Genomic DNA, 21217 nt, shown 5'->3' with positions numbered 1-21217 from the left:
GGCTGCCACCGCGACGGCGCCGCGGCTCGCCGGCTCAGCCGGCCAGCGCCCGGTCCTCCGTCGGCAGCGCGGCCTCCTCGCGGGGCTCGGTGACGCGGCCCCGCGCCTCGCGCGTGCCCGCCGCATCACCTCGTCCCCGGGACGCGGGGGCCTGGCGGTGCGAGGGGTCGCGGACCTCACCGACCAGCATCTCCAGCACGTCCTCCAGGGCGACCAGGCCGAGGACCCGGCCGGCCGGGTCGGCGACCGCCGCCAGATGGGAGGCGGCGCGGCGCATCGCCGTCAGGGCGTCGTCGAGGGGCAGTTCGGCACGCAGGGTGGTCATCGGGTGCCAGATCCGCTGGGGCACCGCGCGGTCGCGTTCCTCCAGGTCGAGGACGTCCTTGACGTGCAAATAGCCCATGTACGCGCCGCCGGGCGCGCAGACCGGGAAGCGGGAGTAGCCGGTGCGTACGGTCAGCTCCTCCACCTGGCGGGGCGTCACCGTCGGATCGACCGTGACCAGGCCGGCCCGGTCGAGGAGGACGTCGGTGACGGGGCGGCTGCCCAGCTCCAGGGCGTCGGAGAGACGCTCCTGTTCGGCCGGTTCGAGCAGGCCCGCCTGGCCGGAGTCCTCGACGAGATGGGTCAGCTGCTCGCTGGTGAAGACCGCCTCGACCTCGTCCTTCGGCTCGACGCGGAAGAGCCGCAGCACACCGTGGGCGCAGGCGCCGAGGGCGGCCGTCACCGGGCGGCACAGCCGGGCGAAGGCGACCAGCCCGGGGCTGAACCACAGGGCCGTCTTCTCGGGCGCCGCCATCGCCAGATTCTTGGGCACCATCTCGCCGATGACGAGGTGGAGGAAGACCACCAGCGCCAGGGCGATGACATAGCCGAGCGGGTGGATCAGCGCGGCGGGGAGGTGGACCGCCTCGAAGAGCGGCTCCAGGAGGTGGGCGACGGTCGGTTCGGCGACCGCGCCGAGGGTGAGGGAGCAGACGGTGATGCCGAACTGGGCGGCGGCCATCATCTGCGGGAGGTTCTCCAGCCCGTGCAGCACCTGCCGGGCCCGTTTGGAGCCTTCCGTGGCCAGCGGTTCGATCTGCGAGCGGCGGACCGAGACCAGGGCGAACTCGGCGCCGACGAAGAACCCGTTGGCGAGCACGAGCAGCACCGCGAAGAGCAGCTGGGCCAGCGTCATCGGGCCACCTCCGCACCGGCCGCGGCGGGCTCACGGACGGCGGGCGCGGCGGGCACGGCCGCGGCGGTCTGCACCAGTCTTATCCGCTCGGCGCGGTGGTGCGACACCAGCCGCACCCGCAGCCGCCAGCCGTCCAGCTCCGCGGTGTCGCCGGGGGCCGGGATCCGGCCGAGTATGTGTGCCACGAGTCCTGCCACCGTCTCGTACGGTCCTTCCGGGGCCTCCAGGCCGATCCGCCGCAGGGTGTCCACCCGGCAGCCGCCGTCGGCGTCCCAGGTGGGGCGGCCCTCCTCGGGCGGGGCCTGCCCCAGTTCGGGCAGGTCCACCCCGTCGTGCTCGTCGCGGACCTCGCCGACCAGCTCCTCGATGATGTCCTCCAGCGTGACCACGCCGGCCGTGCCGCCGTACTCGTCGACGACCACCGCTATCGGCTGTTCGCTGCGCAGCCGCTCCAGCAGCGGCTGCACCGGCAGCGTCTCGGGGACCAGCAGCGGCGGCACCGCGATCCGGCCCGCCGGCGTGCGCAGCCGGTCGTGTGCCGGGACGGCCAGCGCGTCCTTGAGGTGCACCATGCCGACGACCTCGTCGAGGCGGGTGTGGTAGACGGGGAAGCGGGACAGGCCGGTGGCGCGGGTGAGGTTGACCACGTCCTCGGCGGTCGCGGTCGCCTGCAGGGCGCTGACCCGTACGCGCGGCGTCATGACGTTCTCCGCGGTCAGGTCGCCCAGCGAGAGGGTGCGCACGAAGAGGTCCGCGGTGTCCTGCTCGATGGCGCCGGCGCGGGCGGAGTGCCGGGCCAGCGAGACCAGTTCGCCGGGGGTGCGGGCGGAGGCCAGCTCGTCGGTGGGCTCCACGCCGAGGGCGCGTACCAGGTGGTTGGCGACGGTGTTCAGCAGCGTGATCACCGGACGGAAGAAGCGGGAGAAGGCCCGCTGGGGTCCGGCCACGAAGCGGGCGACCTGCAGCGGCTTGGAGACCGCCCAGTTCTTGGGCACCAGCTCGCCGACGACCATCTGGACGGCGGAGGCCAGCAGCATGCCGATGACGACGGCGACGCCGGGGACCGCGCCCTTGGGCAGACCGAGCCCGAGCAGCGGGCCGGACAGCAGGTCGGCGAGCGCGGGCTCGGCGAGCATGCCGACCACCAAGGAGGTGATCGTGATGCCGAGTTGGGTGCCGGACAGCTGGAAGGAGAGTTCCCGCAGTGCGGAGACGACGGTGTGGGCGCGGGGGTCGCCGTCGGCCGCGGCGCGTTCGGCGTCCGCCTTCTCGACGGTGACGAGGCCGAACTCGGCGGCGACGAAGAATCCGTTGGCCAGGATCAGGACGAGGGCCGCCGCGAGCAGCAGCAGGGGGCCGGTCATGCCGCCGCCTCCGTGGTATGCGGGGGTTGGGGAGGGGCGGCGCAGGTACTACAGGACGATCCGTCCATTGCCGGAGGGAGTCACTCCTCGGGTCGCATCGGGCCCACTGGGGGGCAGGGTGCAGTGTGCACCCCGGGGAACAGAGTAAACAGCGGGACCCGGATTAGGGCAGGCTCACCCGGCCGTGTGGTCGAGCGCACCATGCTTCTCGGTGAGGTCGCGCAGCGCCCGGGCGTCCCGGATGGCCTGGTCCCTGGCGATGCCGGGCTGGATTCCCATCGCGGGCAGGCTGGTGCCGTCGGCGAGGTCGAGGTGGACCCACGGGTCGCCCAACCGGAGGTTGACGCGCACGACCTGCGCCCAGGCCAGCTCGCGCTTGGTGGTGAGGTTGACGACCGTGACGCCCTCCTGCCGCGCGACCACCTTGGGGCGGCTGAGCAGCAGGAGGACGGCCCCCACCAGCGCTCCGGTGGCCACGAAGCTGAACCGCTCGCCGCCGCTCAGCTTCGGCAGCGCCAGCGCGATGGCCGCGAGGGCCACGAACTGGGCGAGGGCGACGGTGTACAGGACGATCCGGGTACGGGTCGGCCGGAAGGTCACCGGGAGGCTGGGCAGAGAAGGCTGAGGTGCCGCGGACACGTCGTCGGTCTTCCGTCGGGGGCGGGTCGGTGCGTACGGGTGGTCAGGCCGGGCGGGTCACAGCCGGCAGGCGTGGATGCCGGTGGTCAGGATGGCGCGGGCGCCGAGGTCGTAGAGCTCGTCCATGATCCGCTGGGCGTCCTTGGAGGGGACCATCGAGCGGACCGCGACCCAGCCTTCGTGGTGCAGCGGGGAGACGGTCGGCGACTCCAGACCGGGCGTGAGGGCGACGGCCTTCTCGACGTGCTCGACGCGGATGTCGTAGTCCATCATCACGTAGCGGCGGGCCACCAGGACGCCCTGCATGCGGCGGAGGAACTGGCGGACCTTCGGGTCGTCGTCGGGCGCGTCCTTGCCACGGATGACCACGGCCTCGGACTTCAGGATCGGCTCGCCGATGATCTCCAGACCGGCGTTGCGCAGGGTGGTGCCGGTCTCCACCACGTCCGCGATGATCTGGGCGACCCCGAGCTGGATGGCGGTCTCCACCGCGCCGTCGAGGTGGACGACGGAGGCGTCCACGCCGTTGTCGGCGAGGTGCTGGGTGACCAGGCCGGCGAAGGAGGTGGCGATCGTCATGCCGCCGAACTCGCTGACGTCCTTGGCGGTACCCGGGCGGGTGGCGTAGCGGAACGTCGAGCCCGCGAAGCCGAGCTGGAGGATCTCCTCGGCGTCGGCTCCGGAGTCCAGCAGCAGGTCACGGCCGGTGATGCCGATGTCGAGCTTGCCGGAGCCGACGTAGACCGCGATGTCGCGCGGGCGCAGGAAGAAGAACTCGACCTCGTTCTCGGCGTCGACCAGGACCAGTTCCCTGCGGTCCTTGCGCTGGCGGTAGCCGGCCTCATGGAGCATCGCCGACGCAGGCTCGGACAGTGAACCCTTGTTGGGGACAGCGATGCGCAGCATGAGCGAGAGTTCCTTTGCAGCTGAAGGGAGTTGGGCGGGTGCCGGGAAGGGGTATCAGAGGTGGGCGTAGACGTCGTCGAGGGAGATGCCCTTGGCGACCATCATGACCTGGAGGTGGTAGAGGAGCTGGGAGATCTCCTCGGCGGCCGCCTCATGGGATTCGTACTCGGCGGCCATCCAGACTTCGGCGGCCTCCTCGACGACCTTCTTGCCGATCGTATGGACACCGGCCTGCACCAGCTCGGCGGTACGGGAGGTGGCGGGGTCGCCGGTGGCGGCCTTCTGCTGGAGCTCGGAGAACAGCTCCTCGAACGTCTTCTTGGACATGATGGTCACCACCCTACGCGGTCGGCCCCGCCCCTCAGCGCCAGGGCTCTGACACGGTGCGCAGCGTCGCGGCGGTGGCCACCGCGGCGGTGACCGCTTCGTGCCCCTTGTCCTCGGCGGAGCCCTCCAGGCCCGCGCGGTCCAGTGCCTGCTGCTCGGTGTCGCAGGTCAGCACGCCGAAGCCGACGGGGACGCCGGTGTCGACGGAGACCTGGGTCAGGCCCTGGGTGACGCCCTGGCAGACGTAGTCGAAGTGCGGGGTGCCGCCCTTGATGACCACGCCGAGGGCGACCACCGCGTCATAGCCGCGGCCCGCGAGGACCTTGGCGACGACCGGCAGCTCGAAGGCGCCGGGCACCCGCAGCAGCGTCGGCTCGCTGATGCCCAGCTCGTTCAGGGCGCGCAGCGCACCGTCGACGAGGCCGTCCATCACCTGTTCGTGCCATTGCGCCGCGATGACGGCCACCCGCAGGTCGCCACAGTTCTTCACGGTCAGTTCGGGTGCGCCCTTGCCGCTCACGGTTCTCCTCGTACGGGTGATGGTGGTCGATGGTGGTGACGTGGGTGTCGGGGACGTAGCCGCCGGGGGCGGGGGCTACTGGTTGTCGCAGGTCGTCGCGTCGGCGGGGGGCGTGGCGTCGGCCGCGCCGGTGGCGGTGGCGCCTGCGCCGGGAAGCCAGGGCAGGTCGTGGCCCATCCGGTCCCGCTTGGTGCGCAGATACCGCAGGTTGTGCTCGCCGGCCTGGACGGCCATCGGCTCGCGGCCGGTGACCTTCAGGCCGTGCCGCACCAGGGCCGCGGTCTTGTCGGGGTTGTTGGTCATCAGCCGCAGCGAGCGCACGCCGAGGTCCTGGAGCATCTGCGCCCCCGCGGCGTAGTCGCGGGAGTCGGCGGGCAGCCCCAGTTCGAGGTTGGCGTCCAGGGTGTCGCGGCCGCGCTCCTGGAGTTCGTAGGCGCGCAGCTTGGACAGCAGCCCGATGCCGCGCCCCTCGTGGCCGCGGAGGTAGATCACCACACCGCGGCCGGCCTCGGCGATCTTCTGCAGCGAGGCCTCCAGCTGGGGGCCGCAGTCGCAGCGCAGGGAGTGGAAGACGTCGCCGGTCAGGCACTCGGAGTGGACCCTGACCAAGACGTCCTCGCCGTCGCCGAGCTCGCCCGCGACCAGCGCGATGTGCTCCACCCCGTCGGCCGTGGAGCGGTATCCGTACGCGGTGAACTCGCCGTGCGCGGTGGGCAGCCGGGTGGCGGCCTCGCGGCGGACGGTCGGCTCGGACGACCGCCGGTAGGCGATCAGGTCCTCGATGGAGATGATCGACAGGCCGTGCTTGCGGGCGAACGGCACCAGCTCGGGCAGCCGCAGCATGGTGCCGTCCTCGCCGGCGATCTCCACGATGGCGGCGGCCGGGCGCAGTCCGGCCAGCCGGGCGAGGTCGACACCGGCCTCGGTGTGGCCGTTGCGGACGAGTACGCCGCCGGGCCGGGCGCGCAGCGGGAAGATGTGGCCGGGCCGCACGAAGTCGCCGGCCTCCGACTCCCCGGAGGCGAGCAGCCGCAGGGTGGTGGCGCGGTCGGCGGCGGAGATGCCGGTGGACACGCCGTGCGCGGCGGTGGCGTCGACGGAGACGGTGAAGGCGGTCCGCATCGACTCGGTGTTGTGCTCGACCATCTGCGGGAGTTCCAGCCGGTCCAGCTCCGGGCCCTCCATGGGGGCGCAGATCAGTCCGCGGCACTCGCTCATCATGAAGGCGACGATCTCGGGGGTGGCCTTCTCCGCGGCGATGACGAGGTCGCCCTCGTTCTCGCGGTTCTCGTCGTCCACGACGACGACCGGGCGGCCGGCGGCGATGTCGGCGATGGCCTGCTCGACGGGATCGAGCGCGAGTGAGCCGTCGGCTTCGGCGTCGTACCAGCTCTGCAGTGCGGTCATGCCGCTGCTCCTTCCAGGACGGTGCGGTCGGCGACGCGCGAGCGCAGCCACCAGTCGCGCATGCCCCACACGACGAGGGCGAGATAGACGACGTAGACGAGGCCGGAGAAGGCCAGGCCGCTGCTGAAGGCGAGCGGGACGCCCACCAGGTCGACCAGCAGCCAGGCGAACCAGAACTCCACCAGCCCACGGGCCTGGGCGACCATCGCGGCGAGCGTGCCGACGAAGATGTAGGCGTCCGGCCAGGGGTTCCAGGACAGCTGCGGGATCAGGGTGAAGAGCGTGCCGACGGCCGCGGTGCCCAGGGCCGTGCCGGCCAGCAGCACGGACCGCTCGCGCCAGCTCGCGAAACGTACGGCGATGGAGCCGTCCTGCGCCTGCCGCCGGCCGCGCTGCCACTGCCGCCAGCCCCACAAGGCCACGCCGATGACGAGGAGTTGCTTGCCGACGCCGCCGCTGAGGTGGGCGGAGGCATAGGCGGCGACGAGGACGAGGCCGGAGAGGAACTGGGCGGGCCAGGTCCATATCGAGCGCCGCCAGCCGAGGGCCAGGGCGGCCAGACCGATGGTGTTGCCGATCATGTCCGACCAGATGACGTGCTGGCCGAAGGCGGTGAAGGCCACGCCGTTCAGCGGGTCGAGGACGCTCACCGGTCCATCTCCTTGATCTCCTCGACGTCCTGCAGGTCCGCGAGGCCGCCGGAGCCCCGGCCGAGCAGCCGCTCGACGTACTTCGCCAGGACGTCGACCTCCAGGTTGACCGGGTCGCCGGCCTTCTTGATGCCCAGGGTGGTCAGGGCGAGGGTGGTGGGGATGAGGCTGATGGTGAAGTAGTCGTCGCCGGCGTCGACGACGGTGAGGCTGACACCGTCGACGGTGATGGAGCCCTTCTCGACGACGTAGCGGGCCAGTGCGGCCGGCAGCGCGATCTTGACGATCTCCCAGTGTCCCCCAGCTACCGCTGGGGGTGCCCCCACGCTTCGAGAAGAGGTCCGCTCGACGATGGTGCCGGTGCCGTCCACATGCCCCTGGACGAGGTGCCCGCCCAGCCGGCCGCCGAGCGCCATCGGGCGCTCCAGGTTCACCCGCGAGCCGGCGCTGAGCGCGCCGAGGCTGGAGCGGCTGAGGGTCTCGGCCATCACATCGGCGGTGAATTCACCGTCGGCGGTGTCCACGACGGTCAGACAGACGCCGTTGACGGCGATCGAGTCGCCGTGCTTGGCGTCTTCGGTGACGACGGGGCCGCGCAGTCGGAAGCGGGAGCTGTCGCCGAGGTCCTCGATGGCGACGACCTCACCCAGTTCTTCGACGATTCCGGTGAACACTTCAGTTCTCCTCATGGAGGGCGTGGCGGATGGGCGTGGCGGTGATGCGCAGATCGGGGCCGAGCCGTTCGGTGTCGGTCACATCGAGACGCAGCGCCTGGGCGATGGTGGTGATTCCCGCGTCGCCGACGGCGGCCGGTCCGGCGCCGAGCAGCACCGGCGCGAGATAGCCGACGACCTTGTCGACGGCCTGGGCGGCGAGGAAGGCCCCGGCGAGCGTGGGCCCGCCTTCGAGCAGTACGGAGCGGACATCGCGCGCGTACAGGGCCTTGAGCAGCGCGGGGATGGACAGCCCGCGCCCGTCGGCGGCGCGCGGCAGCCGGACGAGCGGGGCGAGGCCTTCGAGGTGGGCGGCGTCGGCGTCCTCGGCGACCGCGATCAGGGTGGGCGCGGTGCCGTCCAGGACGCGGGCGCCGGCCTTGACGGCGGTGGCGCCGGAGTCGACGACGACCCGCAGCGGCTGGCTGATCTCGTCGTCGGACAGCCCGCTGATCCGGGCGCCGAGCTGCGGATCGTCGGCGCGGGCGGTGCCGGAGCCGACGATCACGGCGTCCGCGGCGGCCCGCAGCCGGTGCACGTCGGCGCGCGACTGGGGCGAGGAGATCCAGCGGCTGGTGCCGTCGGCGGCGGCGATCCGGCCGTCGAGGGTGGCGGCGTACTTCCACAGCACGAAGGGGCGGTGGCGCAGCACAGCGGTCAGCCAGGCCTCGTTGCCGGCCGCGGCCTCGTCGGCGAGCAGCCCGCCCTCGACGTCGACGCCGGCCTCGGCCAGGGTGACGGCGCCGCCGGTGGCGGCCGGGTTGGGGTCGGAGACGGCGTAGACGACCCGGGCGATACCGGCGTCGATCAGCGCCTGGGCGCAGGGGCCGGTGCGACCGGTGTGGTTGCAGGGTTCGAGGGTGACCAGTGCGGTGCCGCCACGGGCCCGCTCACCGGCGGCGCGCAGGGCGTGGACCTCGGCGTGCGGACCGCCGGCCCGCTGGTGCCAGCCCTCGCCGGCCGTACGGCCCGCGGAGTCCAGGACGACACAGCCCACGACGGGGTTGGGGCTGGTGTGCCCGAGGCCGCGCGCGGCGAGCTCGATGGCTCGGCGCATCGCCGCGGTCTCGACGGGGGCTGCGGTGGCCACCGGGTCCTCCTGCCTCTTTCAGGCACGGACTCCGGGGCTGTCAGGACGACAGAAGCGGAAACGCGCAACAGAGACACCGGGGCCGGAATAGAGGGCTCGCCCGGGAAACGATCCGGACGCGCCGCCGACGGCGGTGTACCGATGCTCGCCCGCCGCGCACTGCCTCCCATCCGGACTTTCACCGTCGGTGCAGGAATTTCACCTGCTCAACCGGCCGCTGGCTGCGGACGGGTCGCGGACTATAACCGCCGGTTCGGAATTACACCGACCCCGGAGTGCGCTGCTGCTCTTATGTCAGTACAGCTTCAGTCTGCCACGGCCGATCCTCGCCCATGCGAGCGAAGCCCTGTGGGCTGCCTCACAGCTCCCGGCGCGTCGCAGGTGCCACGGCCGGTCGGGCTGGTCCGTCATAGCGGGGACGGCACGCGCCCGTCCCCCGTACGTACGCATCCCCGCACACCCCGAGGACTGATCCCTGATGGCGACAATTCTGGTGACCGGCGGCACGGGCACGCTCGGGCGGCCCCTGATCGACCGGCTGCTCGACGACGGTCATGACGTCCGCTCGCTGAGCCGGCGCCCGCACACCGGCGCCGAGCGGCCCCGCCTGCGGTCGTACGCGGTCGATCTGCGCGACGGCACCGGTCTGGCCGAGGCGCTGGCGGGCGTGGACACGGTCGTGCACTGCGCGACGGCGCCGGCCGGCGGCGACGCGGAGGCCGCCGGGCGGCTGCTCGACGCGGCGCGGCGGGCGGGCGTGGGGCATCTGCTCTACATCTCGATCGTCGGCGTGGACCGGGTACCGCTGCGCTACTACCGCACCAAGCTCGCGGTGGAGCGACTGATCGCGGACTCCGGCATCGGCTGGACGGTGCTGCGGACGACGCAGTTCCACGATCTGGTGCTCCGGCTGGTCAAGGCGGGCGCCCGCTCACCGGTGCTGCCGGTGCCGCCGGGCGTACGGGTGCAGCCGGTCGAGGTGCGCGAAGTGGCCGACCGGCTGGCCTCGTTGGCGGCCGGCGCACCGGCCGGGCGGGTGGCGGACATGGGCGGCCCCGAGGTGCGCACGGCCCGGGATCTCGTCCGGGCCACGCTGACGGCGGGCGGGCGACGCCGGCTGCTGCTGCCGGTGTGGCTGCCGGGCGCGGCCGCCGCCGCGCTGCGCCGCGGCGGGAACCTCACCCCGGAGCACGCCGACGGGCGGCGCACCTACGCCGAGTTCCTGGCGGAGCGGGCGGGGTAGCCGCCCGGGGTGTCCCGTAGGGCCTGTCCGACCCCGACCCGTCGGACCGGCCCTAACCGCCCGCCGCCGGGCCGAACAGCTCGTTCTGGGCGGCGTCGCGGGCGGCGAGCACCGCGCCGAGCAGCACCGCGCGCCCGCCGACGGTCCCCGCCCGTACGTCGGTGCGCAGCGGGGAGAGACCGGCCAGCCGGTCCGCGACCCGGCCGGCGAGCGCCTCGCCGCCGGCCCGGCCGATCTCGCCGCCGAGCACGACGCAGCCGGGGTCGAGCACCGCACAGACGGCGGCCGCGCCGAGGGCGATCCGCGCGGCCAGCGCGTCGAGGAAGCCGGCACCGGCGTCACCGCCGGCCACGGCGGCGCGGACCAGTGCCTCGGCGGGCGGCGCGTCCGCGAGAAGGCCGCGGTCGGCCTCCTCGTCCGCCGGGGGCCGGATGCCGTGCTCCGCCGCGAGTGCGCAGATCGCGGCGGAGCCCGCCAGGGAGTGGAAGCCGCCGTCGCAGCCGCTCGCGGAGGGCAGCGCCTGGGTGCCGGGGACGGGCAGGAAGCCGATCTCGCCGGCGCCCCCCGAGGCGCCGCGCCGCAGTGTGCCGTCCAGGACGACCGCGGCGCCGGTGCCATGGCCCAGCCAGAGCAGTACGAAGGTGTCGCGGTCGCGGGCCGCGCCATCGCGGCGCTCCGCGACGGCGGCGAGGTTGACCTCGTTCTCCAGCAGGACCGGTGCCGCCGTCCGCGCGCGCAGCGCGCCGACCAGGGCGGCGTGCCAGGACGAGATCCAGTCGGTGCCGCCGAGCCGCCCGGTCGCGGGGTCGACCAGGCCGGGGGCGCCGACGGCGAGGGTGTGCGGCGACTCGGCCCCGGCCGCGGCCAGGGCCTTGTCCACCGCGGCGAGGGCGGTGGCGACGGCCGCGTCGGCGGCGTCGTCCGAGCCGATGGGGGCGGTGTGCTCGGCACGTACCCGGCCCAGCAGGTCGGCGACCGCGACGGTGACGCTGTGCGTGCGCAGATCGAGGCCGACGAGATGGGCCCGGTCGGCGACGATCCCGTAGAGCCGGGCGTTGGGCCCACGCCGCTGCGCACCGCTCTCCCCCACGACGGCGATCAGCCCGGCCGCCTGGAGGCGCTCGACGAGATCCGCCACCGTCGGCCGGGACAGACCGGTCAGCGTCTTGAGCTGACCTGCCGTCAGCGGTCCTTCGGACTGCAGGAGTTGCAGCGCCAGCCGATCGTTGATCAGCCGGGCGGTGGCCGGAGAGGCGGTGCGGCCGGCGGCCGCCGCGCGCGGTGGATGCATGACGGGATCCTTTCATCCGGCCGGATCGACACCCTTATTATCAGGCAGGCTTCCTGATAGTTTACCGGCCATGGCTGGCAACGGCGTCCCCGAGGGCGTCACCCCCCTCCCCCGCGACGGACTGCGCCGCGCACGCCGGGCCGTCGCCCTGGTCTTCCTCGTCCACGGCTCCGTCACCGGCAACTTCGCCACCCGCATCCCCTGGATCCAGGACCACACCGGCATCTCCCCGGGCCAGCTCGGCCTGGCCCTCGCCTTCCCTGCGATCGGCGCATCCCTGGCGATGTCGCTGGCCGGCCGGATCAGCCACCGCTTCGGCGCCCGCGCCGCGCTGCGCGGCCTGCTCGCGCTGTGGACCCTGTCCCTGGTCCTGCCCGCCCTCTCCCCCGGCCTGTACACCCTGGGCGCGGCCCTGCTGGCATACGGGGCGGCCTCCGGGATGTCGGACGTGGCGATGAACGCGCTGGGCGTGGAGACCGAGGACCGGCTCGGCCGGCCGATCATGTCGGGGCTGCACGGCATGTGGAGCGCCGGCGCGCTGCTCGGCTCGGCGGCCGGCACCGTCGCCGCGCACGCCGGATGGGACGCCCGGCTGCACCTGGCCGGTGCCGCACTCGTCCTGACCCTGCTCGGCGCGTTCGCCTGCCGGGACGTACTGGACCTGCGCAGCGCCCCCGAGGAGCATCCGCCGCCGCGCTTCGCGCTGCCGCCGAAATCGGCGCTGGTCATCGGGGCGACAGGGTTCTGCGCGGTCTTCGCCGAGGGCGCCGCCCTGGACTGGTCGGCGGTCTACCTCCGCGACCGGCTGGACACCGACGCGGGCCTGGCCGCCGCCTCGACCACCGCCTTCGCCTGCACCATGGCCGTGGCGCGACTGGCCGGCGACAAGGTGGTGGCCCGCTTCGGCGCGGTGCGCACGGTACGCACCGGCGGTGCGCTGGCGGCGACCGGCGGCCTCCTGATCGTCACCGCGCGGCACCCGGCGACGGCCATGGCCGGCTTCGGCCTCATGGGCCTGGGCATCGCGGTCGTGGTGCCGCTGGCCTTCGCAGCCGCCGGCCGCAGCGGCCCGGCCCCCAGCCAGGCCATCGCGGGCGTCGCCACGATCACCTACACCTCCGGGCTGATCGCCCCGTCCGCCATCGGCGGGATCGCCCAGGCGACCTCGCTGACCGTGTCGTTCGCGCTGGTCACCGCGCTGGCATTCGGCCTGGTCGTGGGCGCGCGGGTGCTGCGGGTCCCGGGACGTACGGCGAGCGGCGCCCCCGCGGTGACGGGCGATCTGGAACGGTCCTGAGCCGGCGGGGGACCATCCCCGGCGGGCTCAGGCCGCGTCCGCCGTCCGCGCCCGCCGTCCGCGCGCCCGCCTCCGGCCGGAGCAGCTCCGCGGCGATCGCACGGGCGCCCGACCACGGGGTGGGCCAGTCCCCGCCGGTGGCCTCAGCCGGACGTGCCGGTGCCGCCGTCGTAGTCGGTGGTCCCGCCGTCCAGGAGCGCGCCCTGCCTCGGGGCCGCCGTCGCCCGGGAGAGCCAGCGCAGGGAGTGGTAGCCGGTGAGCACGACGAGGGTGCCCAGCGCGATGCCGCTCAGTTCGAAGTGCTCGGTGAACTTCAGCGTCACCCCGCCGATGGCGATGACGATGCCGGCCGCGGCGGGGATGAGGTTCAGCGGGACGGTGAAGTCCACCTTGTTCCGCACCCAGATCTGGGCGCCGAGCAGGCCGATCATGCCGTACAGGATGACGGTGATACCGCCCAGCACGCCGCCGGGGATCGCGGCCACCACCGCGCCGAACTTCGGGCACAGGCCGAAGAGCACCGCGAAGGCCGCGGCCGCGGTGTAGGCCGCCGTCGAGTAGACGCGGGTCGCGGCCATCACCCCGATGTTCTCGGCGTACGTCGTGGTGGCCGGGCCGCCGACCGCGGTCGAGAGCACCGTCGCGGTGCCGTCCGCGACGATGGCCATCCCCATCTTGTCGTCCAGCGGGTCGCCGGTCATCTCGCCGACGGCCTTGACGTGGCCGGCGTTCTCCGCGACCAGCGCCACCAGGACGGGCAGCGCGACCAGGATCGCGGAGGCCGAGAAGTTCGGCGCGTGGAAGGTGGGGACGCCGATCCAGTCGGCCTGGGCGACCCCGGAGAAGTCGATGCGCCAGTGGTCGGTGAGCTTGCCCGAGCCGTCGACCGAGTGGATCTTCCCCGCGGTGCGGTCCAGGACCCAGGAGAGGGCGTAGCCGAAGACCAGGCCCAGGAAGATCGCGATGCGCGACCAGAAACCCCGCAGCACGACCAGCGCGAGACCGGTGAAGAGCATCGTGGCCAGCGCCGTCCACTGGTCCTGGGGCCAGTAGGCGGAGGCGGTGACGGGGGCGAGGTTGAAGCCGATGAGCATGACGACCGCGCCGGTCACCGTGGGCGGGAGCACGGCGTGGATCACCCGGGCGCCCAGGACGTGGATGGCGAGACCGCAGCCGGCCAGGCAGGCGCCCACGACGAGCATCGCGCCGGTCAGGGTCCCGGCGTCGCCGCCCTGGCCCGCGATCACCGCGGACACGCCCACGAAGGACAGCGACGACCCCAGGTAGCTGGGGATGCGGCCACGGGTCATCACCAGGAACAGCACGGTGGCCACCCCGGACGCCATGAGGGCGAGGCTGGGGTCCAGGCCCATGAGCACCGGGGCGACGAAGCATGCGCCGATCATGGAGACGACGTGCTGGGCGCCGAGCCCGATCGTCCGCCCCCAGGTCAGGCGCTCCCCGGGCCTGACCACCTCGCCGGGCTGCAGGTGCTTGCCATCTCCGTGCAGCTTCCACCCGAAGCCCGCCATGTTCACACTCCACTGTTGCGACGCCCTGCACAGCACAGGGCCGAGGTGATTCATAGCCGAACGATTCCCGCCGAACAAAACCGCGGGCCGCCCCGGCCGCGCCGCCCTTCGTCGCCCGCCTCGGCGGCCGGGTCTCCCGACGGCCTGGTGGTACGTCCGGGCCAGGCGGTGGCAGGAGGCCTTCCGGCCACCGGAGCAGCGCGGAGTCACAAGAGGGCGCGCCGGTCGTTACCCCGTTCCGGGCATCGGCGATCGGGCGGCGCCGGCAGCCGTAACGCCGGTGTCACGCTGAAGGGATGACGACGACTCAGGAATGCGGCGACGAACACGGCCCGCCGAGGACCGCGACCGCCACGGGCGTGGCGAAGGTGCTGGCGCGGATGCGGGAGCTGGACGCCGCGCTGCCCCCCGAGGACGGGGTAGCCGTCTTCAACGGGGTCTATCTGACCGTCACCGAAGCGGTGGCCCAGCGCCTGGGCCGCGGCGGGTTCGACGATCCCCGGGCCGCCGGGGAGCTGGACCTCCGCTTCGCGCGGCGCTACTTCGACGCGGTGGACGCCGCGGCCGCCGGGCTGCGGCCGCCGGCCTGCTGGCGGCCGCTGCTCCAACTGCGCCGCCACCCGGGAGTGCGCCCGCTGCAGTTCGCGCTGGCCGGTATCAACGCCCACATCGGCCACGATCTGGCGCTCGCGGTGCTGGACACCTGCCGGGCGCTGGAGTGCGAACCGCAGGTGCTGGAGAGCGACTTCGACCGGGTGGGCGGGGTGCTGGCGAGCCTGGAGGAGCGGATCCGGGAGCGGCTGATGCCCGGCCCCGACGTGCTGGACATCGCCGATCCGCTGACGCATCTGATCGGGTCGTGGAGCCTGGACAAGGCCAGGGACGGCGCCTGGGTCGCGGCCCGGGCGCTGTGGGGCGTCCGCGGACTGCCCCAGGTGGCGGCGGAGTTCACCGAGCGGCTGGACGCCGGGGTGGGGCTGGTGGGGCGGATGCTGCTGACCCCGCTGCCCGGCTGACCCGCCCCGCGTCCGCGGTCCGCGTTCCTCGCCCGGCCCTCCCCGGACCGCCACATCGACGTGTTCCACCCTTGAACCCTCCTCGACCGGCACTACGTTGGCCGCAGGGCACGGGGACAGACCCTGGGGAACACCTGAGACGAAGGAGTGCGTGCATGGGCATCCGACTCGGTCTGGGCCTTCCGCAGATGCGGCAGTACGACATCGGAGCCGACGTTCCCGAGGTGGCGCGGGCGGCGGAGCACACCGGATACGAGAGCCTGTGGGTCTTCGAGCGGATCCTGTTCCCCGAGCCCGCCACGCAGGGGCTGTACGGCATCCCGGGCCTGCCCTGGCCCGACCAGTACCGCTCGGTGGCCGACCCGCTGGTGACGCTCACGCTGGCGGCGGCCGCCACCAAGCGGGCCCGGCTCGGCACCAGCGTGCTGGTGGCCCCGCTCCACGTGCCCTTCCAGCTGGCCCGCGGCCTCGCGTCGCTGGACGCGGCGAGCGGCGGCCGGGTGGTCGCGGGCCTGGGCACCGGCTGGTCGCGGGACGAGTACGCGGCCGCCGCCGTCGCCCCGTTCGACCGGCGCGGCAAGGTGCTCGACGAGCTGATCGACGTCTGCCGCGCGGTGTGGGGCCCGGACCCGGTGGCGTACGAGGGGCCGCTGACCACCATCGCGCCGTCGGTCGTCGGGCCCAAGCCGAAACGGCCGATCCCGATCCTGCTGCCCGCCAACAGCCCGCGCGCGCTGCGCCGGCTGGTCGACCGGGCGGACGGCTGGATGCCCGTCGGCATGGGCGCACGGAAGCTGGCCGAGCAGTGGCAGCGGGTGCACGAGCTCGCGGCCGAGCGGGAACGCCGGGAGCCGGTGCGCAGCGTGCTGCGGGTGAACACCCTGCACACCCCCAAGGCGTACGAGGGCCCGGACCGCAAGCCCTTCCAGGGCAGCGTCGAGCAGATCACCGAGGATCTGGTGGCACACGCCGCGGTGGGCGTGGAGGAGATCCTCATCGACCTCCAGGGCGGCGCCCGGGACGCGCAGGAGCTCAAGCACCTCGCGGCGGAGGTGTACGCGGCGGCGCGGGCGGCCGGGGTCTGAGGAGGCAAGGGGCCCGGCGGTGTGCCGGGCCCCTCGCGTCCTCGGACCTCCGGTTGTCCTCAGTCCTCCGGCAGTTCGATCGGCGCGATCTCGTCGTACAGGTCGCCCGGTCCGGGGTTGGTGGCGTCGGTGCTGCCACCGAAGTGGTGCATCACGCCCCACACGGCGTTCAGCGCGGTCTGCACCGCGCCCTCGGCCCAGCCCGCCGTCCAGGAGATGTCGTCACCGGCGAGGAAGATGCCGCGCTTGTCCTCGGGGAGGCGGTCCTGCATGAAGTGGGTGAACAGCCGCCGCTGGTAGCGGTAGTGGCCGGGCAGGTTGGCCTTGAACGCGCCCATGAAGTAGGGCTCGTTCTCCCAGGAGACGGTGACCGGGTTGCCGATGATGTGCTTGCGGATGTCGACCTTCGGATAGATCTCCGACAGCGACTTCAGCATGACCTCCATCCGCTCGTTCGCGTCCAGCGGCAGCCACTTCAGGCTGTCGTCGCACCAGGTGTACGACAGGCAGATGACGGCGGGCTTGTCCGGCCCGTCGTCGAGGAGGTACGTGCCGCGGGTCATCCGGTCGGTGAGCGTCATCGACATCACGTCCCGCCCGGTCTCCTCGTCCTTGTCCAGCCAGAACGGCCGGTCCACGGGCACGAAGAGCTTGGACGACTCCATGTAGTGGGTGCGTTCCATCGCCGTCCAGTGGTCGATGGGGAACAGCGAGTCGTCGCACGCGATCTTGCTGAGCAGCATCCAGGACTGCGCGGTGAAGACGGCGGCCTCGTAGGTGCGGATGTCGCCGTCGGCGTCGGTCACCGTGATGCCGTTGCCGGCGGTGCGGTGCAGCCGGGTCACGGCGGGACGCGGCGTGCCGTCGTGCAGCGACGACAGCGAGGTGCCGGGCGCCCAGTGCACGATCTTGGCCGGCTCGCGCTCCCACAGGCGCAGCGGCAGCTGCTGGCTGCCGCCGACGATGCCGCGGTGGTGGTCGTCGGCCTCGGTGTAGACGACCCGCAGGATCTCCAGGATGGAGTTGGGGAAGTCGGTGTCCCAGCCGCCGGTGCCGAAACCGACCTGGCCGAAGATCTCGCGGTGCCGGAAGGACTTGAACGCCTCCGACTCGCAGAGGAAACCGTAGAAGGTCTGGTTGTCGAGCTTCTCGACGAGCTGCGCCCAGATCTCCCGGATGCGCGGCACATCGCGCTCGCGCATCGCCTGGTTCATGTCGGAGAAGTCGGCGCCCTCCTCCAGGCAGGCGTTCCAGGCGTTCATGACGTCGCGGTAGACCTGCGGGAGGTCGTCGACCGTGACGGCGTAGTGCGACTCGCCCTTGAGGTCGACGACGGTCGAGGGGGTGTCCGGCGCCAGCGGGTTGGGGAACGGCGTGGTCTGCAGACCCACCAGGTCGATGTAGTACTGCAGCGCCGTCGAGGACGGCGGGAAGCGCATGGCGCCCATCTCGGCGGTCAGGCCCGCCCCCTCGGCCCCGGTGCCCTCGAAGCCGACGGTGCGCAGCCGGCCGCCTATCTGGTCGGCCTCGTAGACGACGGGCTTGAGGCCCATCTTCATCAGCTCGTAGGCGGTGATGATGCCGGAGAGGCCGCCGCCGATGACCGCGACCTCCTTGCCGTGCTCGACCGCGGGGATCTGGCCCAGGCCCGCGGGGTGGGCGAGGAAGTCGTCGTAGGCGTACGGGAAGTCCGGGCCGAACATGGTGATCGGCGGCTGGGCATCCGCGTGGTGGGCGGCGGTGGGCACCGTGGACGTCATCGGGGCGGACTCCTCGCAGGCAGGGCAGGGTTGAGCAGGCAGGGCGGGACGCCCGGCGCGGGCAGGGCCGAGCGGGCAGGGCGGCGCTGGCCGGCCTGCGGCGGACGGGGTGGGACGGGGGTGGGGGCGGGTCAGGTCACGTCAGTGGGCCGTACAGCTCGGGCCGCCGGTCGTCCAGATACGGGTTCTCCGCCCGGGACTCCTTGAGGAAGGCGGCGTCCACGTCGGCCCGCACCAGCTGCTCGCCGCGGCCGGCGCGGGTGCGTACGACCCCGTCCGGGCCGGCCAGGCAGCTCAGGCCGACGAACTCGAACTCGCCCTCCTGGCCGACGCGGTTGACGTACGCGATGTACATCTGGCTTTCGAAGGCGCGGACCGGGATGACGGATTCGGCGACGAACTGGAAGGGGTGCATCTGCGCGGTGGGCACCAGCAGCAGATCGGTGCCGGCCAGCGCGTGCGCCCGGACGTTCTCCGGGAACTCCACGTCGTAGCAGATCAGCACGCCGATGCGGACGCCGGACAGCTCGGCCTGGACGACCGCCCGCTCGCCCGGGGTGAACCACTCGCGCTCGAAGCAGCCGAAGAGGTGGGTCTTGCGGTAGTTCGCCAGGCGCGCGCCGTCGGGGCCGATGAGCTGCGCGGAGTTGTAGACCGCGGCGCTGTCGGGGTCGTCGTGGCCGGCGCGCTCGGGGTAGCCGTAGAGCACCGCGATGCCGTGCTCGGCGGCGATCTCGCCGACGGCCCGGGCGCTGTCGCCGTCGGCGGGCTCGGCGAGGCGGTGCACGTCGCCGCCGATCGCGTAGCCGGTCAGGAACAGCTCGGGGCAGACCAGCAGCCCGGCGCCGGTCGCGGCCGCCGAGCGGGCCGCGTCACCGAGCACCCGCAGATTGTGCGCGACATCGCCGGGCCGGCCCGAACTCTGGAGCAGGGCGGTGTGCAGCGACGTCATGGGACCCCTCGGCGGACGGTTCGGGCGGGACGCATTGACGGTACGGGGCGGCGACGATTCCGGACAAGGCGCCACCGTTGCGTGCCGACGGACGATTCATTGCGCGTTCAAGCGAGACCCCGGCGATTCGTTGCGCCCGGCGTTCGCGCAGGTCGGACGGGCGGGCCCGGGGCGCCGTGGGACGGCCGGGGCCATCCGGGCGGTGATGTCACCGTCGTGCCGGGGCGGGTGCGGCGCTGATGGCCTGCGCGACGGCGCGGCGCACGAGACCGCGCAGCCAGATGTGCCCGGCGTCGGCCTCCTGGCGCGGGTGCCAGGCCATCTCCATGGTCATCGTCGGCAGGTCGAGCGGGATGGGCAGGGCGCGCAGCCCCAGCCCGCGGGCCGTCGAGGCCGCGGAGCGCTCGCCGGTCAGGCCGACCGCGTCGCTGTCGCGGACCATCATCAGGGAGGCGGCGAAGGTGGGCACGGTGGCGATCACCTTGCGGCGCAGCCCGAGTTCGGCGAGTGCAGCGTCGACGGGGCCGGTGAGCCGGCCGCGGCGGGTGACGTTGAGGTGCGGGGCGTCGGCGTAGCGGCGGGGGGTGAGCTTGACGGTGGTCAGCGGGTGCCCCTCGCGCACCACGGCGACCGCGCGATCGGTGAACAGCTCCTCCGTACGGATCTCCGGCTCGCGGCTGTCGATGACGCCCACCTCCAGGTCGGCGGCGCCGTCGCGCAGCAGCGGCAGGTCGACGTAGCTCTCCCCGAGGAAGCGCAGCACGACCTGCGGGGCCTCCTCGGCGGCGAGGGCGACCAGGCGGGGGCCGAGGGCGGTGACGAGGAGGTCGTTGGCGTTGATGGTGAAGATCCGGGCGAGCTGGGCCGGGTCGGCGGGCGCGGACGGCACGAGCACGGCGTGTGCCGCCTCCACCAGCCGGCGTACCTCGGCCCTGATCTCCAGGGCGCGCGGGGTCGGCACCATCGTGCGCCCGGCGCGGACGAGGACGGGGTCGCCGATCGTACGGCGGATCCGGCCGAGGGTGCGGCTCATGGCGGGCCCGGAGAGCCCGAGCCGGTCGGCGGCCGCGGTCACGCTCTCCTCCTCCAGCAGGGCGTCCAGTGCCGTCAGCAGGTTCAGATCGACGGATGCGTTTCGCGCAATCATGGAGTCCATACCTTGCGGTGGGGGTCAATCCACCGGACTTTAGTGCGGTGCGAGGCGCGGTCGTCGTGGAAGTGACCCGCCGGGCGCCGGGCGGTGCGGGGCGGCGCGGGAGCTGAATGTCAGACCCATGTGCTGTCGTTGACGCAGTGACGTTCGACGCCGGTCGACGTGGGAGGGAAGCGCATGAACCGCGAGCAGTGGCGGCCGTTCCTGAAACGCTGGAGCGAGCAGTGGATCGCCGGGCACGACCCCGAGCGGGACGCCCCTTTGGACGACGACGTGGTACGCGACGGCTGGCTCGGTTTCGGCCCGGCCGGTGCGGACGAGGTCGCGGCGGCCGAGGCCCGTCTGGGTCGGACGCTGCCGCCCTCGCTCCGCGAGTTCCTGCTGACCACCGACGGGTGGCGGGACGCCGGGACCTTCATCTACCGGCTGGCGGGCGCCGCCGAGCTCGCCTGGCTGGCCGACACCGACGACGACTCCGGCTGGATCGACGCCTACAGCGACACCGAGTTCGCCGACGAGGACGAGGAGCCCGAGGGCGCGATCCTCGCCCGTTGTCTGCGGCTGTCTCTCGACGGAGACGCCGCGATCATGCTCCTCGACCCCGAGGACGTCGACGAGCGCGGCGAGTGGGCCGGATACTGGCTCGCCTCGTGGTCGGGGAGTGGCCCGAAGCGCTTCGACTCCTTCCACGACCTGATGCACGACCAGTACACCTCGTTCCTCAGGCTCCGCCTGCCGGAGGGCGGCAACGGGGCATGAGCGAGGGCGCGGGGCGGGGCGGCGGTGCAAGCGGTGCTGCAGGGCGGTCAGGGAGCCGGTGCGGCGGCCGCACGTGCCGGGCGGGCGGTGGCGTACGGCGACGCGGTTCAGCCCGGCGCGCCCGAGCTGTAGCGCCGCAGCAGCGGCGACAGCACCAGCACCGACTTCGTCCGCTCCACGAACGGCTCGCCCGCGATCCGTTCCAGCACCCGCTCGAAGTGGCGCATGTCGGAGGCGAAGACCTGGACGATGGCGTCCGCCTCACCGGTGACGGTGGAGGCGGACGCCCCATACGGGGAGCGCGACAGGCCGCCGTGGATAGACACGGGGGAG

General features: G+C 73.2%; 21 protein-coding genes and 1 riboswitch. Of the genes, 5 read left to right on the top strand and 16 right to left on the bottom strand.

What is annotated here, in order from left to right; all coding sequences use genetic code 11:
* Positions 1 to 34 precede the first annotated feature (34 nt).
* The 10 genes from ACFWZH_RS11705 to ribD all read right to left on the bottom strand — a co-directional run bounded on the left by ACFWZH_RS11705 (position 35) and on the right by ribD (position 8763).
* The gene (locus tag ACFWZH_RS11705) at positions 35 to 1180 is read right to left on the bottom strand and encodes a hemolysin family protein (protein ID WP_384428246.1); all 1146 of its coding nucleotides are present in this window, start codon (positions 1178 to 1180) and stop codon (positions 35 to 37) included.
* A complete protein-coding gene (locus ACFWZH_RS11700) occupies positions 1177 to 2544 on the bottom strand; it encodes a hemolysin family protein (RefSeq protein WP_384428244.1) in 1368 nt (455 codons plus the stop codon). The genes ACFWZH_RS11705 and ACFWZH_RS11700 overlap by 4 nt, the downstream gene beginning before the upstream one ends.
* Before the next feature lie 174 nt (positions 2545 to 2718).
* The gene (locus tag ACFWZH_RS11695; RefSeq protein WP_384428243.1) at positions 2719 to 3183 is read right to left on the bottom strand and encodes a PH domain-containing protein; all 465 of its coding nucleotides are present in this window, start codon (positions 3181 to 3183) and stop codon (positions 2719 to 2721) included.
* Positions 3184 to 3240: 57 nt separating this feature from the next.
* Entirely contained in the window at positions 3241 to 4089 is an 849-nt protein-coding gene (hisG, locus tag ACFWZH_RS11690) for an ATP phosphoribosyltransferase (protein WP_384428241.1), read from the bottom strand.
* Between the two features lie 54 nt (positions 4090 to 4143).
* Complete coding sequence (locus tag ACFWZH_RS11685) at positions 4144 to 4416, bottom strand: phosphoribosyl-ATP diphosphatase (protein ID WP_248867486.1); 273 nt, start codon at positions 4414 to 4416, stop codon at positions 4144 to 4146.
* Between the two features lie 34 nt (positions 4417 to 4450).
* Positions 4451 to 4936, bottom strand: a complete 486-nt coding sequence (gene ribH, locus ACFWZH_RS11680; RefSeq protein ID WP_384428239.1) for a 6,7-dimethyl-8-ribityllumazine synthase — start codon at positions 4934 to 4936, stop codon at positions 4451 to 4453.
* Positions 4937 to 5011: 75 nt separating this feature from the next.
* A complete protein-coding gene (locus ACFWZH_RS11675; RefSeq protein WP_384428237.1) occupies positions 5012 to 6343 on the bottom strand; it encodes a bifunctional 3,4-dihydroxy-2-butanone-4-phosphate synthase/GTP cyclohydrolase II in 1332 nt (443 codons plus the stop codon).
* Positions 6340 to 6993, bottom strand: a complete 654-nt coding sequence (locus ACFWZH_RS11670; RefSeq protein WP_384428235.1) for a nicotinamide riboside transporter PnuC — start codon at positions 6991 to 6993, stop codon at positions 6340 to 6342. The genes ACFWZH_RS11675 and ACFWZH_RS11670 overlap by 4 nt, the downstream gene beginning before the upstream one ends.
* A complete protein-coding gene (locus ACFWZH_RS11665; RefSeq protein WP_384428233.1) occupies positions 6990 to 7667 on the bottom strand; it encodes a riboflavin synthase in 678 nt (225 codons plus the stop codon). Before ACFWZH_RS11665 ends, ACFWZH_RS11670 begins: the two co-directional genes overlap by 4 nt.
* Position 7668: 1 nt before the next feature.
* Entirely contained in the window at positions 7669 to 8763 is a 1095-nt protein-coding gene (ribD, locus tag ACFWZH_RS11660; protein ID WP_384428581.1) for a bifunctional diaminohydroxyphosphoribosylaminopyrimidine deaminase/5-amino-6-(5-phosphoribosylamino)uracil reductase RibD, read from the bottom strand.
* Between the two features lie 185 nt (positions 8764 to 8948).
* A riboswitch (FMN riboswitch) is annotated at positions 8949 to 9079 on the bottom strand.
* 195 nt (positions 9080 to 9274) lie between these two features.
* Between ribD and ACFWZH_RS11655 the strand changes: the two genes are divergently transcribed.
* Complete coding sequence (locus tag ACFWZH_RS11655) at positions 9275 to 10039, top strand: SDR family oxidoreductase (RefSeq protein WP_384428231.1); 765 nt, start codon at positions 9275 to 9277, stop codon at positions 10037 to 10039.
* Positions 10040 to 10091: 52 nt separating this feature from the next.
* On the opposite strand, the gene ACFWZH_RS11650 is transcribed toward ACFWZH_RS11655, so the two are convergent.
* A complete protein-coding gene (locus tag ACFWZH_RS11650) occupies positions 10092 to 11330 on the bottom strand; it encodes an ROK family transcriptional regulator (RefSeq protein WP_384428229.1) in 1239 nt (412 codons plus the stop codon).
* Positions 11331 to 11400: 70 nt separating this feature from the next.
* Here ACFWZH_RS11650 and ACFWZH_RS11645 point away from each other — a divergent pair, with 70 nt between their 5' ends.
* Positions 11401 to 12627, top strand: coding sequence for an MFS transporter (locus ACFWZH_RS11645; protein WP_384428227.1), 1227 nt, complete (start codon positions 11401 to 11403; stop codon positions 12625 to 12627).
* Positions 12628 to 12770: 143 nt separating this feature from the next.
* On the opposite strand, the gene ACFWZH_RS11640 is transcribed toward ACFWZH_RS11645, so the two are convergent.
* Positions 12771 to 14159, bottom strand: a complete 1389-nt coding sequence (locus ACFWZH_RS11640; RefSeq protein WP_384428225.1) for a uracil-xanthine permease family protein — start codon at positions 14157 to 14159, stop codon at positions 12771 to 12773.
* A gap of 296 nt (positions 14160 to 14455) precedes the next feature.
* Between ACFWZH_RS11640 and ACFWZH_RS11635 the strand changes: the two genes are divergently transcribed.
* Both ACFWZH_RS11635 and ACFWZH_RS11630 read left to right on the top strand, forming a co-directional pair.
* On the top strand, positions 14456 to 15175 hold the full coding sequence (locus tag ACFWZH_RS11635) for a DUF5995 family protein (protein WP_384428223.1): 720 nt from the start codon (positions 14456 to 14458) through the stop codon (positions 15173 to 15175).
* A 155-nt stretch (positions 15176 to 15330) separates the two neighbouring features.
* Positions 15331 to 16260 carry an LLM class F420-dependent oxidoreductase gene (locus tag ACFWZH_RS11630; protein WP_384428221.1) on the top strand — a complete coding sequence of 310 codons (930 nt, stop codon included), beginning with the start codon at positions 15331 to 15333 and terminating at the stop codon, positions 16258 to 16260.
* A gap of 59 nt (positions 16261 to 16319) precedes the next feature.
* Here the strand turns inward: ACFWZH_RS11630 and ACFWZH_RS11625 are convergent, their stop codons facing one another.
* The 3 genes from ACFWZH_RS11625 to ACFWZH_RS11615 form a co-directional block, all read right to left on the bottom strand.
* Positions 16320 to 18020 (bottom strand): flavin monoamine oxidase family protein, encoded by a 1701-nt coding sequence (locus tag ACFWZH_RS11625; protein ID WP_384428219.1) that lies wholly within the window; start codon positions 18018 to 18020, stop codon positions 16320 to 16322.
* Between the two features lie 136 nt (positions 18021 to 18156).
* Positions 18157 to 18972, bottom strand: a complete 816-nt coding sequence (locus ACFWZH_RS11620) for a carbon-nitrogen hydrolase family protein (protein WP_384428217.1) — start codon at positions 18970 to 18972, stop codon at positions 18157 to 18159.
* Between the two features lie 208 nt (positions 18973 to 19180).
* The gene (locus ACFWZH_RS11615; protein WP_384428215.1) at positions 19181 to 20119 is read right to left on the bottom strand and encodes a LysR family transcriptional regulator; all 939 of its coding nucleotides are present in this window, start codon (positions 20117 to 20119) and stop codon (positions 19181 to 19183) included.
* A 183-nt stretch (positions 20120 to 20302) separates the two neighbouring features.
* On the opposite strand from ACFWZH_RS11615, the gene ACFWZH_RS11610 reads away from it, so the two are divergent.
* Positions 20303 to 20884, top strand: a complete 582-nt coding sequence (locus tag ACFWZH_RS11610; RefSeq protein WP_384428213.1) for an SMI1/KNR4 family protein — start codon at positions 20303 to 20305, stop codon at positions 20882 to 20884.
* A gap of 107 nt (positions 20885 to 20991) precedes the next feature.
* Here the strand turns inward: ACFWZH_RS11610 and ACFWZH_RS11605 are convergent.
* Positions 20992 to 21217, bottom strand: a 226-nt coding sequence (locus ACFWZH_RS11605) for an Lrp/AsnC ligand binding domain-containing protein (RefSeq protein ID WP_384428211.1), incomplete at its 5' end; no start/stop codon positions are given.

Origin of the sequence: Streptomyces sp. NPDC059008 (assembly GCF_042749045.1) — a bacterium.
GTDB lineage: Bacteria > Actinomycetota > Actinomycetes > Streptomycetales > Streptomycetaceae > Streptomyces.
The sequence above is the reverse complement of the archived record's forward strand: the minus strand, read 5'-3'. Positions and strand labels throughout refer to the sequence as shown.